The sequence below is a fragment of the Variovorax boronicumulans genome (assembly GCF_009811375.1).
GTDB classification, from domain to species: Bacteria; Pseudomonadota; Gammaproteobacteria; order Burkholderiales; family Burkholderiaceae_C; genus Variovorax; species Variovorax boronicumulans.
In genome coordinates, this window is the sequence record NZ_BKDH01000001.1 from 254,301 (window position 1) to 268,675 (window position 14,375).

Sequence of the window (14,375 nt, forward strand, 5' to 3'; positions counted from 1 at the left end):
GCGAGTTTTAGCACGGTCGTGCTGCGATCCGGTGTCCGCGTCGCGACAAGCCCGCCGGCGCCTGGGTTGACGGGCGGCGTCGGCGGGACACGGATAATCCCGGCCTCCCATGAAGAACATCGTGATCCTGATCTCCGGCGGCGGCTCGAACATGGCGGCCATCGTGCGCGCCGCCGAGCGCGACCGCTGGGCCGAGCGCTTCGGCGCGCGCATTGCCGCCGTCATCAGCAACAAGGCGGAGGCCGGCGGCTTGGCGCTGGCCGCATCGCACGGCATCGCGACCGCCGTGGTGCCGCACCAGGCCTTCGACAGCCGCGAGGCCTTCGACGCGGCGCTGGCCGAGGCGGTCGACGCCCACGCGCCGGCGCTGGTGGTGCTGGCGGGCTTCATGCGCATCCTGACGCCCGGCTTCGTGGTCCGCTACGCCGGGCGGCTGGTGAACATCCACCCCTCGCTGCTGCCGGCCTTTCCGGGGTTGCACACGCACCAGCGCGCCATCGAGGCGGGCTGCAAGGTGGCCGGGGTTACGGTGCACCAGGTCACGGCCGAGCTCGACCACGGGCCGATCCTGGCGCAGGCCGTGGTGCCGGTGCTGCCGGACGACACGGCCGCCACGCTGGCCGCCCGGGTGCTGTCCCAGGAGCACCTGCTGTATCCGCGCGCCATCGCTGGATGGCTGTTGGATACATTGAGTCACAAAGCTTAAAGTTGTTTATATTGTTGGGTTTTCGGGAGCACAGAACTTTGAAAACCCAATCGCTACTGTTGACGTTGGCCACCGCGGCCCTGCTGGCCGCCTGCGCCGCTCCGGCCCCCGCGCCGGCACCGGGCGCCGCTGCACCTGCGCCCGCCGCGCCGGCCGAGCCCGTCTTCCAGTGCAACGCCGAAGGCGCCCGCTTTGCCGTGGGCCAGCAGGTGACGCCTCAGCTCGAAGCCGCCGCGCGCGCACGTGCCGGCGCCGGCACGGCACGGGTGCTCAAGCCCAACCAGGCGGTCACGATGGAACTCAACCCCGGACGGCTCAACATCAGCGTCGACGCGCGTGGCCGCGTCAAGGACGTTCACTGCGGCTGAGCGTCGATCGGGGTGAAGCGGCGCTGCGGGCGGCCGTCGATCTCGATGGTTTCCTCGAACATCGCGGCCGGCCGGACCCACAGGCCGTGGGCACCGTAGAGGGCGCGGTACAGCGTCATCGGCTCCAGCGTTTCGCTGTGGCGGACGGTGCCGATCACGTCGTACTCGCCGCCCTTGTAGTGGCGGTAGCGGCCAGGGGGCGTTTCGATCAGGGGAGGGAGGTCTTCGTCGTTCAACGGGGGCTTCTTTCTTCGGTAACAACTGTCGGATGAGTCTTTGACGGGAGTCGGATGGACCGTGCGGATTTTGTTCACCTGGTTCGCCTGAGCGAGCACGCGAGTGCGGACGACAGCGCGCGCTACCGGCGTGGCGTCGCGGCGTTCGCCGCGCTCGGCTACCTCTGGGTGCTGGCCTGCCTCGGGCTGGCGGTGGGCATTGTGGCCTGGGTGGTCGTGTCGGTGGCCGACGGGCGCTTCAACTTCACCCGCGGCTGGCTGCTGGTGTTCGCGCTGGGCCTGTTCTGGGCGACCCTGCGCGCGCTCTGGGTGCACTTTGACGAGCCCGACGGCGAGCCGCTCACGCGCGCCGACGCGCCCGGATTGTTCGAGGCGCTGGACCGCATCCGCGAGCGCATCAAGGGGCCGCCGGTGCACCGTGTCTACCTGGACGACAACTTCAACGCCAGCATCAGCCAGGTGCCGCGCTTCGGTCTGTTCGGCGGTGCGCTCAACTCGCTGAGCATCGGCCTGCCGCTGCTGATGATGCTGGACCGGCAGCGCCTGCTGTCGGTGCTGGCCCACGAATACGGACACCTGCGCGGCAACCATGGCCGCCTCAGCGCCTGGATCTACCGCACGCGGCTGTCGTGGCTGCGGCTCGATGCCAGCCTGCAGCGAGACGAGGGCGTGATGGCGCTGGTGTCGCAGGCCTTCTTCCGCTGGTACTTTCCGCGCTTCGCCGCCAAGACCTTCGCACTGGCCCGCCAGGACGAGTACGAGGCCGACCGCATCTCGGGCCGGCTGCTCGGCACCGCGGTGGCCGCGGCCGCGCTCACCGAAGTGGCCATCAAGGGCAACTGGTACGCCAGCGAGTTCTGGCCCTGGCACTGGGCGCGCGCCGAGCGCGAGCCGCTGCCGCCCGGCCCGTTCGCCGCTTTGCGGCAGCGCGCCCGCACGCCGCCGAGCGAGGAGTTCGCGCGCCAGGCGCTGCGCGAGGCGATGCGCCGCGTGAGCGACCTGGACGACACCCACCCCGTGCTGCGCGACCGGCTCGAAGCGCTGAACCAGAAAGCGGCGCTGCCGGCCTGGTCGCAGCGGCCCGCACTCGACATGCTGGCCGACAAGCACAAGTGGATCGCGCATTTCGACAACGCCTGGCGCCGCGCCCACGCCGCCGACTGGAAGCAGCACCACGCGCACCGCTCGCGCATCCGCGAGCGCATCGCGGTGCTGGCGGCCCGCGGCGAGCGCAACACGCCCGACGAGATGGTCGAGTGGGCCGACGCCGAGCGCCGGCTCGACCCGGCGGCGCCGGTGCGCGCGCGCTACGAGAGCGCCTTGCGGATCGCACCGGACCATCCGGGCGCGCTGCGCGGGCTGGCCCAGATGCTGCCCGTGCGCGAGCGCGCCGAGCGCCTGGCGGTGCTCGAACGGCTGCATCAGTCGGGCGTGGCCAGCCGCTGGTGGGCGGCGAAGAACGCCGTCGCTTCCCTCGAAGATCCCGAAGCCGGGCCGCACGACGAGCAGGGGCTCAAGCTGTGGCGCGCGCGGCTCAAGGAGGCGGAGGAGGCCGAGGCGCGCGCCTGGGAAGAGATCACCGACACGCCGTTCTTCAGCCAGATTTCGCGCCACGACCTGAACGACCACGAGCTGGGCGAGCTGCGTGCCGACATCGCACGCTGCCTGCCCGTGTCGCGGCTGTGGGTGGTGCGCAAGAACCTGCGCGAGTTCGCCTGGCGGCGGGCGTACATCGTGTTCGTCGAGGTGCCGGGGCTCGACGACGAGGACCGCTGGCACCTGTGCCGCGAACTCGAGCAGACCCTGACCTTGCCGGGCGCGGCGCTCGTGCTCTGGGCGGGGCACTCGCCCACGCTGGAAGACATCGAGCGGCAGGCCTTCGGGACCGTCTGGGTGCGCGGCGTCTGAGGCGTTTCGGCCGCGAGGCCGGCCGGCTGAGACAATCGGGGCTATGCATCCCAAAGCCCTGTTGGAGGCCACCGCCGATCTGGTCGGTCTGGTCCTGAAATTCGATCACCCGGCCGATCAGGTCGTTTCGCGCTTTTTCCGCGACCACCGCGAGTTCGGTCCGCGCGAGCGCGCGACGCTCGCCGAAACCGTCTACACCGTGCTTCGCAAGAAGCTGCTGTTCGATCACCTGTCGCCTTCGGGCAGCGGTTCGAAGGAGCGCCGCATGGCGATCCTGGGCTTTCACGGCCCGCGCGACTTCCTGAAGAGCGCGCTCAACGACACCGAGAAGCGCTGGCTCGACAACTGTGACGCCGTCAAGCCGGACGACCTGCTCGAACGCCATCGCCACAACCTGCCCGAATGGCTGGTCGCGCCGCTCAAGGCGCAGCTGGGCGACGGCTTCTGGCCGATGGTCGAGAGCCTGCAGCAGCCGGCGCCGCTCGACCTGCGCGTCAATGCGTTCACCGACAAGCGGGCTGAAGTGAAGGCGGAGCTTGCGAAGGCTGCTATCAAATCGGAAGTGACGCAGTTCTCGCCCTGGGGCCTTCGCATCGACGGCAAGCCCGCGCTGACCAAGCTCGACGCGTTCGTGCGCGGCGCCATCGAGGTGCAGGACGAGGGCTCCCAGCTGCTGGCGCTGCTGCTGGATGCCAAGCGCGGCGAGATGGTGGTCGATTTCTGCGCCGGCGCCGGCGGCAAGACCTTGGCCATCGGCGCGACCATGCGCAACACCGGTCGCCTCTACGCCTTCGACACCTCGGCCCACCGCCTCGATGCGCTCAAGCCGCGGCTGGCGCGCAGCAAGCTGTCGAACGTGCACCCGGCCGCGATCGCCCACGAGCGCGACGACCGGATCAAGCGCCTGGCCGGCAAGATCGACCGCGTGCTGGTCGACGCGCCCTGTTCGGGGCTCGGCACGCTGCGCCGCAATCCAGATCTCAAATGGCGGCAATCGGCCAAGTCGGTGGCCGAACTGACGGCCAAGCAGACCGCCATCCTGCAAAGCGCGGCCCGGCTCGTGAAGTCGGGTGGCCGGCTGGTGTACGCCACCTGCAGCGTGCTGCCGGAGGAAAACGAGGCCATCGCCGAGGCGTTTGCCGCCGCGAACCCCGATTTCGTGCCCATGGATGCCGCGGAATTGCTCCAGGCGCTCAAGGTGGAGGGCGCCGAAACCCTCTGCGCGGGCGGGGAAGACGGCCGGCGCTACCTGCGTCTGTGGCCGCATCGCCACGCCACCGACGGCTTTTTTGCCGCCGTGTGGAACCGGAAATAGGCGCGGGGCTCCAAACTAGGGTAAATCTGCGGTGTGACAGAAGGACAAAAGGCCTCGTTTTGGCCCTGACATCCTAAAATCGCGGGTTACCTGAAGGCTGCACCTTCGTGTGGCCATGGAGTACCTGACTCAATGATGCTTCCTGACTCCGCCGTTCTGAACGCGGTCATCCAATGGCTCGGACACGGCCTGTGGGACATTGCCTGGTGGCAAGTCGTGCTGTACACGCTCGTCACCACGCACATCACCATCGCAGCGGTCACGATCTTTCTGCACCGCACGCAGACGCACAAGGCGATGGACCTCGGTCCGATCCCTTCGCACTTCTTCCGTTTCTGGCTCTGGCTCGGCACCGGCATGGTGACGAAGGAATGGGTCGCCATCCACCGCAAGCACCACGCGAAGTGCGAAACCGCCGACGACCCGCACAGCCCGCAGGTCAAGGGCATCGACGAAGTCTTCTGGCGCGGCGCCGAGCTGTACCGCAAGGAATCGAAGAACAAGGAAACGATGGAGCGCTACGGTCACGGCACGCCCGATGACTGGATCGAACGCAACCTGTACACGCGCTACAGCTGGCAAGGCGTGGGCCTGATGCTGGTGATCAACCTCGCGCTGTTCGGCGCGCTCGGCCTGACCGTGTGGGCGGTCCAGATGCTCTGGATCCCGATCACCGCCGCCGGCATCATCAACGGCATCGGCCACTACTGGGGCTATCGCAACTTCGAGGCGTCCGACGCCAGCCGCAACATCATGCCCTGGGGCCTGATCATCGGCGGCGAAGAGCTGCACAACAACCACCACACCTACCCGACCTCGGCCAAGTTCTCGGTCAAGAAGTACGAGTTCGACATCGGCTGGGTCTACATCCAGGTGTTCCAGAAGCTTGGCTGGGCCAAGGTCAAGAAGGTGCCGCCGAAGATGCAGATGGGCGACGTCCAGCCCGTGGCCAACGAGAAGACGCTCGAGGCCGTCATTGCCAACCGCTACGAAGTGATGGCCGGCTACGCTCGCGAAATGCGCCGTGCGACCAGCGAGGAAATCGACGTGCTGAAGGCCAAGGGCGCCGACCTGTCGGTGCTCAAGGCGGCCAAGCGCTGGCTGCACCGTGACGACGACAAGGTGCCCGCCTCGGCGCGCACCCATCTGGTGCAGGCCCGCGCTGCGCACCCGGTGCTCGACAAGATGGTCACGATGCGCGAAGAGCTGCGCCAGCTCTGGCTGAACACCTCGCAATCGCGCGAGCAGCTCGCAGCCGACCTGGCGGCCTGGTGCCACCGTGCGGAAGCCAGTGGCATCGCCGGCCTGCGCGAGTTCTCGACCCGCCTGCGCGCTGCGCGCGCCTGACGAGGCAAAGGGCCGGCGCCTCCCGCGCTGTTGCCCTCGCTCAGTGAAAAAGCCGACCTGCGGGTCGGCTTTTTTGTGCCTGCCTTTTTCTGCTTTCGCAAAAACGACAGGCAATAAAAAACCCGCTGGGTGAGCAGCGGGTTTTTTGGGGGGAGAACAGGCCGAATTACTTCAGCTTGATTTCCTTGTATTCGACGTGCTTGCGCGCCTTGGGGTCGAACTTCATGATCGACATCTTTTCAGGCATCGTCTTCTTGTTCTTGCTCGTCGTGTAGAAGTGGCCGGTACCCGCGGTGGATTCCAGCTTGATCTTTTCGCGTCCGCCTTTGCTCGTTGCCATGATTCAGCTCCTTAAGCTTGGCCGCGGGCACGCAGGTCTGCGAGCACGGCATCGATACCGTTCTTGTCGATCAGGCGCAGTGCAGCGCTCGAAACGCGCAGGCGAACCCAACGGTTTTCGGTCTCGACCCAGAAACGGCGGTATTGCAGGTTCGGCAGGAACCGGCGCTTGGTTTTGTTGTTGGCGTGGGAAACGTTGTTTCCGACCATCGGGCCTTTGCCCGTTACGTCGCATACGCGTGCCATGTGGACACTCTTTCTTGAACAGCTGGCACCGGCGCAATCAGGGCGATTGCAGGGTGTTTTGCAGCTTGACCTCGCCAGAAACGGGTGGCGGTACCCCGGATTTGCCGCAACCCGACTCCCGGTGGGAGATAGGCCCTGTTTCGGCAAAGCCTCGGATTATAGCCCTTTCGGGCTCAGCGAGGCCGGGGGCCGTCGCAGATACGGGAAATCCGGCCGCGCTGGGTGGCCGGTGCCCGTGGGGATAGGCCTCAGTGCTCTTCGAGGAAGCGCTGCGCGTCCAGGGCGGCCATGCAGCCCGTGCCGGCACTGGTGATGGCCTGGCGGTAGATGTTGTCCTGCACGTCGCCGGCCGCGAACACGCCGGGCACGCTGGTCATCGTCGCGAAGCCCTTCAGGCCTGAGCGGGTCAGGATGTAGTTGTCCTTCATTTCCAGCTGGCCCTGGAAGATGTCGGTGTTCGGGTGATGGCCGATCGCGATGAAACAGCCCTTGAGCGTGATCTCTTCGGTCGCGCCGGTCTGCGTGTTCTTGATGCGGATGCCCGTCACGCCCGTGCCGTCACCGAGCACCTCGTCGAGCTGGTTGTGCAGCTTCAGCACGATCTTGCCTTCGGCTACTTTTTCCATGACCTTGTCGATCAGGATCGGCTCGGCGCGGAACTTGTCGCGGCGATGCACGAGTGTGACTTTGTTTGCAATGTTGGAGAGGTACAGCGCTTCCTCGACGGCCGTGTTGCCGCCGCCGATCACGCAGACCTCTTGCTCACGGTAGAAGAAGCCGTCGCAGGTCGCGCAGGCGGAGACGCCGCGGCCCATGAACTTCTCTTCGGAATCCAGGCCCAGGTACTTGGCCGAGGCGCCCGTGGCGATGATCAGCGAGTCGCAGGTGTAGGTGCCGCTGTCGCCCGTGAGCGTGAACGGGCGCTTGCTCAGGTCGACCTTGTTGATGTGGTCGAACACGATCTGCGTCTTGAAGCGTTCGGCGTGTTCGAGAAAGCGCTGCATCAGCTCCGGGCCCTGCACGCCATGCACGTCGGCCGGCCAGTTGTCGACCTCGGTGGTGGTCATGAGTTGACCGCCTTGCGCGATGCCCGTGATGAGCAAAGGCTGGAGGTTGGCGCGTGCGGCGTAGACGGCGGCGGTGTAGCCGGCCGGGCCGGAGCCCAGAATGAGAACCTTGGCGTGTTGGGGTGCGGACATGAGTAGAAAACCTAGGATGGACGCTGCGGCAGCGTGTACATTTTCAGGGTGGTAGCGATACGTGGGGAGTATCACCGCCCGGTTCAACACCGGGTGCACGGTGTTTTCAATGCGCGCGATTGTAGTAATCCATGGGCTCAGCATCAGGATCACATCGCGCGCTGTTTCAGGGATTGATTAATGTCGATGCTGTCCAACCTTGAATTGCTTCGGCGCGTTCCATTGTTCGCGTCGTTGACGGCCTCGCAGTCCGCAAGCATTGCGGATGCGATCATCAAGAAGCGCTTCAAACGCGCCGAGGTCGTCGTGGAGCAGGGCAAGAAATCCGATGCGCTGTACATCATCCTGACCGGCCGCGCCCGCGTCACGAGCGCCGACAGCCGTGGCCGCGAGGTGATCCTGGCCACGCTGCACCCCGGCGACTACCTCGGCGAGATGAGCCTGATCGACGACGAGCCGCATTCGGCCACCGTGCGCACCGAAATCCAGTGCGACGTGCTCATGCTGGGCCGCGACGCCTTCGCGCGCTGCCTGCCCGAGAACTCCTCGATGGCCTACAACATCATGCGCGGCCTGGTGCAGCGCCTGCGCCACGCTGACCGCAAGATCGAGTCGCTGGCGCTGATGGACGTGTACGGCCGCGTCGCCCGTGCGCTGCTCGAGTTCGCCAGCCAGGACGGCATGGGGAACCTCAAGGTCCGCGACAAGATCTCCCGCCAGGACCTGGCCAAGATGGTCGGCGCGTCGCGCGAAATGGTGAGCCGCGTCATGAAGGACCTGGAAGAGCGCGGTTTCGTGCAGTCCCAGGAAGACGGCTCGGTGATCATCAAGGACCGGCTCCTGACGCTGACCTGAGCCCATAGGCCGGGCGCTTTCGGCGTCCACGGCCTTTTGTTGTAGTGTTCGGGGCGGCCGGCCTGCGTTTTTTCGGGCCGGGCGCCGTGCTTTTCATGACCTATTCGCTCCATACGCTTCAATCGTCCTCCTCTTCTTCTGCTGCCGAAGGGCAACCCGTGCGCCTGCGCGCCCTGCGCTTCGCCCACGAAATCACCTTGATCGCCGGGTTCGCAGCCCTCCTGTTCTGGCTGCTGGCGATGCTGAGCTTCACCCCGTCCGATGCCGCCTGGTCGACCTCGGGCACGGGCGGTGAGATCAAGAACTGGGGCGGCCGCATCGGCGCCTGGCTGGCCGATGGCAGCTACTTCCTTGCCGGCTATTCCGTCTGGTGGTGCCTTGCGGCGGGCCTGCGCGCGTGGCTCTCGTCGCTGGCCGGCTGGCTGCGCGGCGGCGAACCGACGCCGGCGGTCGAACAGCCCCCGCGCGGCCGCTTCAACCGCAGCCGCCTCGCTTTCTGGTTCGGCCTGGTCCTGCTGCTGTGCGCGAGCGCGGTGCTCGAATGGTCGCGCCTGTACCGGCTCGAATCGCACCTGCCGGGTTCGGGCGGCGGCGCCCTCGGCTACCTTGTCGGTCCGGCGAGCGTGCGCTGGCTGGGCTTCACGGGCTCGGCGCTGGTCGCCATCGCTGGCGGCGTCATCGGCTCGGCGCTGGTGTTCCGTTTCTCCTGGAGCCTGATCGCCGAGCGCATCGGTGCCCGTGCGTACTCGCTGTTCGAGTCGCGCCGTGAAAAGCGCGAAATGGCGGCCGACATCGCCATGGGCAAGCAGGCCGCGCGCGAACGCGCCGGCGACGAGGAAGAGCTGGCGCCCGCGCCGCGCGCCAAGAAAATGCGCCCCAGCAAGGAGGCCTCGTTCGGCGACGCCGGCCCTCTCGAGCCGAGCTTCGACGACGAAGAGGAAGAAGTCGCGCCCAAGCGCCGCCCCGCATCGCCGCCCGTGCAGATCGAGCCCGCGATGACCGAGGTCCCCCGCAGCGACCGCGTCGTCAAGGAACGCCAGAAGCCGCTCTTCAAGGAACTGCCCGACAGCAAGCTGCCGCAGGTCGACCTGCTCGACGCCGCGCTGGTGCGCCAGGAAACGGTGTCCTCCGACACGCTCGAGATGACCTCGCGCATGATCGAGAAGAAGCTCAAGGACTTCGGCGTCGAGGTGCGCGTGGTGCTCGCTTCGCCCGGCCCGGTGATCACGCGCTACGAGATCGAGCCCGCCACCGGCGTCAAGGGCTCGCAGATCCTCGGCCTCGCCAAGGACCTGGCGCGTTCGCTCTCGCTGGTGTCGATCCGCGTGGTCGAGACCATCCCGGGCAAGAACTACATGGCGCTCGAACTGCCGAACGCCAAGCGCCAGTCGATCAAGCTCAGCGAAATCCTGGGCTCGCAGGTCTACAACGAGGGCAAGTCGATGCTCACGATGGGCCTGGGCAAGGACATCATCGGCAACCCCGTGGTGGCCGACCTCGCGAAGATGCCGCACGTGCTGGTGGCCGGTACCACCGGTTCGGGCAAGTCGGTCGGTATCAACGCGATGATTCTTTCGCTGCTCTACAAGGCCGAGGCACGCGACGTCCGCCTGCTCATGATCGACCCGAAGATGCTCGAAATGTCGGTCTACGAAGGCATCCCGCACCTGCTGGCGCCCGTGGTCACCGACATGCGCCAGGCGGCACACGGCCTGAACTGGTGCGTGGCCGAGATGGAGCGCCGCTACAAGCTCATGAGCAAGCTCGGCGTGCGCAACCTGGCCGGCTACAACACCAAGATCGACGAAGCCAAGGCGCGCGAGGAGTTCATCTACAACCCCTTCAGCCTCACGCCGGACGATCCGGAACCGCTCAAGCGCGAGCCGCACATCGTGGTCATCATCGACGAGTTGGCCGACCTGATGATGGTCGTTGGCAAGAAGATCGAAGAGCTGATCGCCCGCCTTGCGCAAAAGGCCCGCGCCGCCGGCATCCATCTGATCCTGGCCACGCAGCGCCCCAGCGTCGACGTGATCACCGGCCTCATCAAGGCCAACATCCCCACGCGCATCGCGTTCTCGGTGGGCTCCAAGATCGACAGCCGCACCATCCTCGACCAGATGGGGGCCGAGGCGCTGCTGGGCATGGGCGACATGCTCTACATGGCCAGCGGCACGGGCCTGCCGATCCGCGTGCATGGTGCCTTCGTGAGCGACGAGGAAGTGCATCGCGTGGTGGCCTACCTCAAGAGCCAGGGCGAGCCCGACTACATCGAGGGCGTGCTCGAAGGCGGCACGGTCGATGGCGACGGTGACGGCGACCTGCTCGGCGGCGGCGACGGCGAAAAAGACCCGATGTACGACCAGGCGGTCGAGGTCGTGCTCAAGAACCGCAAGGCCAGCATCTCGCTGGTGCAGCGCCACCTGAAGATCGGCTACAACCGCGCCGCGCGCCTGGTCGAGGACATGGAAAAAGCCGGCCTCGTGAGCGCCATGAGCGGCAGCGGCCAGCGCGAGATCCTCGTGCCCGCGCGCCAGGCGGAGTGACCCGCCGGCGCACCATCGACGACGACCCCCGTTACCACCGCGGCAGGGCTGGTTACGTGCTGAGAGGCAATTTGCAAACGCGCACCGGCGCTGCTGCAAATCTTCATGAAAGCCTACAGAAGCCGGCACCTGCGGCGGGTAGTGTCGATGGGCATCGCAGCAACGTTTTTCCGAGGAACCTCCCATGAAGAAAACCCGCCTCTGGCTGTTGGCCGGCCTGATCTGCACGGTGGCCGGCAGTGCCTGGGCCGACGGGCTCGAAAGCCTCGAAGCCTTCGTGAAGACGGTCAAGTCCGGCCGCGCCGAGTTCACCCAGACCGTGACGGCCCCGCCGCGCGAGGGCCAGCCGGGCCGCGTGAAGACGTCGACCGGCACCTTTGAATTCCATCGCCCCGGCAAATTCAAGTTCGACTATCGCAAGCCCTTTGCCCAGAGCATCGTGGCTGACGGCAAGACGCTCTGGCTCTACGACGCCGACCTGAACCAGGTCACGCAGCGCACCCAGGCGCAGGCGCTGGGCTCGACACCTGCGGCGCTGATTGCCTCCGCCGCCGACCTGCGCGCCCTGCAGGCCGATTTCGCGCTGGAAGCCGCGCCCGAGCGCGACGGCCTGCAGTGGGTCAAGGCCACGCCGAAGAACAAGGACGGCCAGCTGCAGAGCGTGATGGTCGGCTTCCAGGGTGACGCGCTCGCGGCCCTCGAGATCCTGGACAGCTTCGGCCAGCGCTCGGTGCTCAAGTTCAGCAAGGTCGAGGTGAACCCCGCGTTGCCCGCCAGCACCTTCGAGTTCAAGGCGCCCGCGGGTGCCGACGTGCTCAAGCAGTAATCACCCTCAGCAGGACAGTCCCCGGTTTGGCCCCGCGCACCCACCAGCCCCTCGCCGAGCGCCTGCGTCCCAAAACGCTCGGCGAAGTGATCGGCCAGCAGCACCTGCTCGGTCCGGGCATGTCGCTGCGCATCGCCTTCGAGTCGGGCCAGCCGCACTCCTGCATCCTCTGGGGCCCGCCGGGCACCGGCAAGACCACCATCGCGCGGCTCATGGCCGACGCTTTCGACGCGCAGTTCCTGAGCATCAGCGCGGTGCTGGGCGGCGTGAAGGACATCCGCGAGGCGGTCGAGCAGGCCACCGCCGCGCGCGACGGGCTCACGCAGCAGCGCACCATCGTCTTCGTCGACGAGGTGCACCGTTTCAACAAGAGCCAGCAGGACGCGTTCCTGCCGCACGTCGAGTCGGGCCTGTTCACCTTCATCGGCGCGACCACCGAGAACCCGTCGTTCGAAGTCAATTCGGCCTTGCTGTCGCGGGCGGCGGTGTATGTGCTGCAGTCGCTCAACGAGGGCGACCTGAAGCAGATCGTTGCCAAGGCGCAGGCGATCCAGGCGGTTCCGGCCATCGACGAGGCGGCCATCGACCGCCTGGTCGCCTACGCGGACGGCGACGCGCGCCGCCTGCTCAACACGCTCGAGACCCTGGCGGTTGCGGCCGGCGCTGAGAAGCTCACGAACATCACCGACGAGTGGCTGCTGCGCGTGCTCGGCGAGCGCATGCGCCGCTACGACAAGGGCGGCGAGCAGTTCTACGACACCATCAGCGCGCTGCACAAATCGGTGCGCGGCAGCGACCCCGACGCCGCACTCTACTGGTTCGTGCGCATGCTCGACGGTGGCGCCGACCCGCGCTACATGGCGCGCCGCCTCGTGCGCATGGCCAGCGAAGACATCGGCCTGGCCGATCCGCGCGCGCTGCGCCTGGCGCTCGATGCGGCCGAGGTCTACGAGCGCCTGGGTACCCCCGAAGGCGAGCTGGCACTGGCCGAATGCGTGGTCTACCTGGCCATCGCACCCAAGTCGAACGCGGTCTACAAGGCCTACAACGCGGTGCGCGCGCTGGTGAAGAAAGACAGCACGCGCCCGGTGCCGATGCACCTGCGCAATGCACCGACCAAGCTCATGAAGGAGCTCGACTACGGCAAGGGGTACCGCTACGCGCACGATGAGGAGGGCGGTTTCGCCGCCGGCGAGCGCTACCTGCCCGAGGGCCTGGAAGGCCAGGTGTTCTACGAACCGGTCGAGCGTGGACTCGAAATCCGCATCGCGGAAAAGCTGCGCGAACTGCGTCGCCTCAACACAAATTCAGATCGCTGATACAGGTTTGCGCATCTGCATGACTTCACGCGCATACAGCATGAAGTGAGCGGGTAAACCCCGGTCATCCCGCCCCAAAACAGCGCCGGGGCGTGTCTACAATCCCGCCCACCAAATCTGCCGGCGACACATGTTGGCTGGTTTTTTGCTTGTCAAGCCAGTGGCGCCAAACCGGTGCCTCGGTAGGTGAATGGCACCCGCAAGGTGCAACACATAGGGAATCGCGTTATGGAAATATTGCTGCAGCAGATCATCAACGGTCTGGTTCTCGGCAGCATGTATGCCTTGATAGCCTTGGGCTACACCATGGTGTACGGCATCATCAATCTGATCAATTTTGCGCACGGTGAAGTGCTGATGGTGGGGGCGCTCACAAGCTGGACCATCATCGGGCTCATGAAGGACGGAATGCCCAACACACCGGGCTGGCTGATCCTCTTCGTTGCGCTGATCATTGCCTGCGTCGTCGCGGCAAGCCTCAACTTCGTGATCGAGAAAGTGGCCTACCGGCCGCTGCGCAACAGCCCCAAGCTCGCACCGCTCATCACCGCCATCGGCGTGTCGATCCTGCTGCAGACGCTGGCCATGATCATCTGGAAGCCCACTAACAAGGCGTATCCCAACCTGCTGCCGACCGACCCCATCCACGTGGGCGGCGCCGTCATCTCGCCGACGCAGGTCATGATCCTCAGCGTCACGGCGTTCTCGCTCGTGATCCTGATGTGGCTGGTCAACTACACCAAGCTCGGCCGCGCGATGCGCGCCACCGCCGAGAACCCGCGCGTCGCAGCGCTCATGGGCATCCGGCCCGACATGGTCATCTCGGCCACCTTCATCATCGGCGCCGTGCTCGCGGCCATCGCCGGCGTGATGTACGCCTCCAACTACGGCATCGCGCAACACGCGATGGGCTTCCTGCCCGGCCTCAAGGCCTTCACCGCGGCCGTGTTCGGCGGCATCGGCAACCTGGCCGGCGCAGTGGTCGGCGGCATCCTGCTGGGCCTCATCGAGGCCATCGGCTCCGGCTACATCGGCACCCTCACGGGTGGCGTGCTGGGCAGCAACTACAGCGACATCTTCGCTTTCATCGTGCTGATCGTGATGCTCACGCTGCGGCCTTCGGGTCTGCTCGGCGAGCGCGTGGCGGACCGGGCCTGAGGAGCAG

General features: G+C 66.5%; 14 protein-coding genes. 10 read left to right on the forward strand and 4 right to left on the reverse strand.

Annotated elements, in window-relative coordinates; genetic code table 11:
- Window positions 1-109 precede the first annotated feature (109 nt).
- Window positions 110-706 (forward strand): phosphoribosylglycinamide formyltransferase, encoded by a 597-nt coding sequence (gene purN / locus VHAB30_RS01240; protein ID WP_159275538.1) that lies wholly within the window; start codon window positions 110-112, stop codon window positions 704-706.
- Between the two features lie 59 nt (window positions 707-765).
- On the forward strand, window positions 766-1,074 hold the full coding sequence (locus VHAB30_RS01245) for an I78 family peptidase inhibitor (protein WP_223301392.1): 309 nt from the start codon (window positions 766-768) through the stop codon (window positions 1,072-1,074).
- On the opposite strand, the gene VHAB30_RS01250 is transcribed toward VHAB30_RS01245, so the two are convergent.
- On the reverse strand, window positions 1,062-1,310 hold the full coding sequence (locus tag VHAB30_RS01250; RefSeq protein ID WP_159275539.1) for a DUF1653 domain-containing protein: 249 nt from the start codon (window positions 1,308-1,310) through the stop codon (window positions 1,062-1,064). The genes VHAB30_RS01245 and VHAB30_RS01250 overlap by 13 nt on opposite strands.
- A gap of 54 nt (window positions 1,311-1,364) precedes the next feature.
- Here VHAB30_RS01250 and VHAB30_RS01255 point away from each other — a divergent pair, with 54 nt between their 5' ends.
- From VHAB30_RS01255 to VHAB30_RS01265, 3 genes are all read left to right on the forward strand, one after another.
- On the forward strand, window positions 1,365-3,218 hold the full coding sequence (locus VHAB30_RS01255) for a M48 family metallopeptidase (RefSeq protein WP_159275540.1): 1,854 nt from the start codon (window positions 1,365-1,367) through the stop codon (window positions 3,216-3,218).
- Window positions 3,219-3,261: 43 nt separating this feature from the next.
- Window positions 3,262-4,533, forward strand: coding sequence for an RsmB/NOP family class I SAM-dependent RNA methyltransferase (locus VHAB30_RS01260; RefSeq protein ID WP_159275541.1), 1,272 nt, complete (start codon window positions 3,262-3,264; stop codon window positions 4,531-4,533).
- A 132-nt stretch (window positions 4,534-4,665) separates the two neighbouring features.
- Window positions 4,666-5,880 (forward strand): DesA family fatty acid desaturase, encoded by a 1,215-nt coding sequence (locus VHAB30_RS01265; protein ID WP_139703254.1) that lies wholly within the window; start codon window positions 4,666-4,668, stop codon window positions 5,878-5,880.
- Between the two features lie 166 nt (window positions 5,881-6,046).
- Here VHAB30_RS01265 and rpmG read toward each other — a convergent pair whose 3' ends face one another.
- From rpmG to trxB, 3 genes are all read right to left on the reverse strand, one after another.
- Window positions 6,047-6,220, reverse strand: coding sequence for a 50S ribosomal protein L33 (gene rpmG / locus VHAB30_RS01270; RefSeq protein WP_007830291.1), 174 nt, complete (start codon window positions 6,218-6,220; stop codon window positions 6,047-6,049).
- A gap of 11 nt (window positions 6,221-6,231) precedes the next feature.
- The gene (rpmB, locus tag VHAB30_RS01275; RefSeq protein WP_007830293.1) at window positions 6,232-6,465 is read right to left on the reverse strand and encodes a 50S ribosomal protein L28; all 234 of its coding nucleotides are present in this window, start codon (window positions 6,463-6,465) and stop codon (window positions 6,232-6,234) included.
- Between the two features lie 248 nt (window positions 6,466-6,713).
- On the reverse strand, window positions 6,714-7,664 hold the full coding sequence (gene trxB / locus VHAB30_RS01280; protein WP_062481027.1) for a thioredoxin-disulfide reductase: 951 nt from the start codon (window positions 7,662-7,664) through the stop codon (window positions 6,714-6,716).
- Between the two features lie 180 nt (window positions 7,665-7,844).
- Between trxB and VHAB30_RS01285 the strand changes: the two genes are divergently transcribed.
- From VHAB30_RS01285 to VHAB30_RS01305, 5 genes are all read left to right on the forward strand, one after another.
- Window positions 7,845-8,519: a Crp/Fnr family transcriptional regulator gene (locus VHAB30_RS01285; protein WP_062481025.1), complete on the forward strand. Its 675-nt coding sequence runs from the start codon at window positions 7,845-7,847 to the stop codon at window positions 8,517-8,519.
- A gap of 95 nt (window positions 8,520-8,614) precedes the next feature.
- Entirely contained in the window at window positions 8,615-11,065 is a 2,451-nt protein-coding gene (locus VHAB30_RS01290) for a DNA translocase FtsK (RefSeq protein WP_159275542.1), read from the forward strand.
- Window positions 11,066-11,249: 184 nt separating this feature from the next.
- Window positions 11,250-11,891: an outer membrane lipoprotein chaperone LolA gene (gene lolA / locus VHAB30_RS01295; RefSeq protein ID WP_159275543.1), complete on the forward strand. Its 642-nt coding sequence runs from the start codon at window positions 11,250-11,252 to the stop codon at window positions 11,889-11,891.
- Window positions 11,892-11,917: 26 nt separating this feature from the next.
- A complete protein-coding gene (locus tag VHAB30_RS01300; protein ID WP_139703237.1) occupies window positions 11,918-13,210 on the forward strand; it encodes a replication-associated recombination protein A in 1,293 nt (430 codons plus the stop codon).
- 228 nt (window positions 13,211-13,438) lie between these two features.
- A complete protein-coding gene (locus tag VHAB30_RS01305; RefSeq protein WP_062481019.1) occupies window positions 13,439-14,368 on the forward strand; it encodes a branched-chain amino acid ABC transporter permease in 930 nt (309 codons plus the stop codon).
- Window positions 14,369-14,375: the final 7 nt, after the last annotated feature.

Bases quoted from the DNA above. Each gene is read 5' to 3' on its own strand.
- VHAB30_RS01265 (WP_139703254.1), top strand. From the start codon at position 4,666: ATGATGCTTCCTGACTCCGCCGTTCTGAACGCGGTCATCCAATGGCTC.
- lolA (WP_159275543.1), top strand. From the start codon at position 11,250: ATGAAGAAAACCCGCCTCTGGCTGTTGGCCGGCCTGATCTGCACGGTG.
- VHAB30_RS01260 (WP_159275541.1), top strand. From the start codon at position 3,262: ATGCATCCCAAAGCCCTGTTGGAGGCCACCGCCGATCTGGTCGGTCTG.
- rpmB (WP_007830293.1), bottom strand. From the start codon at position 6,465: ATGGCACGCGTATGCGACGTAACGGGCAAAGGCCCGATGGTCGGAAAC.
- VHAB30_RS01305 (WP_062481019.1), top strand. From the start codon at position 13,439: ATGGAAATATTGCTGCAGCAGATCATCAACGGTCTGGTTCTCGGCAGC.
- VHAB30_RS01290 (WP_159275542.1), top strand. From the start codon at position 8,615: ATGACCTATTCGCTCCATACGCTTCAATCGTCCTCCTCTTCTTCTGCT.
- purN (WP_159275538.1), top strand. From the start codon at position 110: ATGAAGAACATCGTGATCCTGATCTCCGGCGGCGGCTCGAACATGGCG.
- rpmG (WP_007830291.1), bottom strand. From the start codon at position 6,220: ATGGCAACGAGCAAAGGCGGACGCGAAAAGATCAAGCTGGAATCCACC.
- VHAB30_RS01255 (WP_159275540.1), top strand. From the start codon at position 1,365: ATGGACCGTGCGGATTTTGTTCACCTGGTTCGCCTGAGCGAGCACGCG.
- trxB (WP_062481027.1), bottom strand. From the start codon at position 7,664: ATGTCCGCACCCCAACACGCCAAGGTTCTCATTCTGGGCTCCGGCCCG.
- VHAB30_RS01285 (WP_062481025.1), top strand. From the start codon at position 7,845: ATGTCGATGCTGTCCAACCTTGAATTGCTTCGGCGCGTTCCATTGTTC.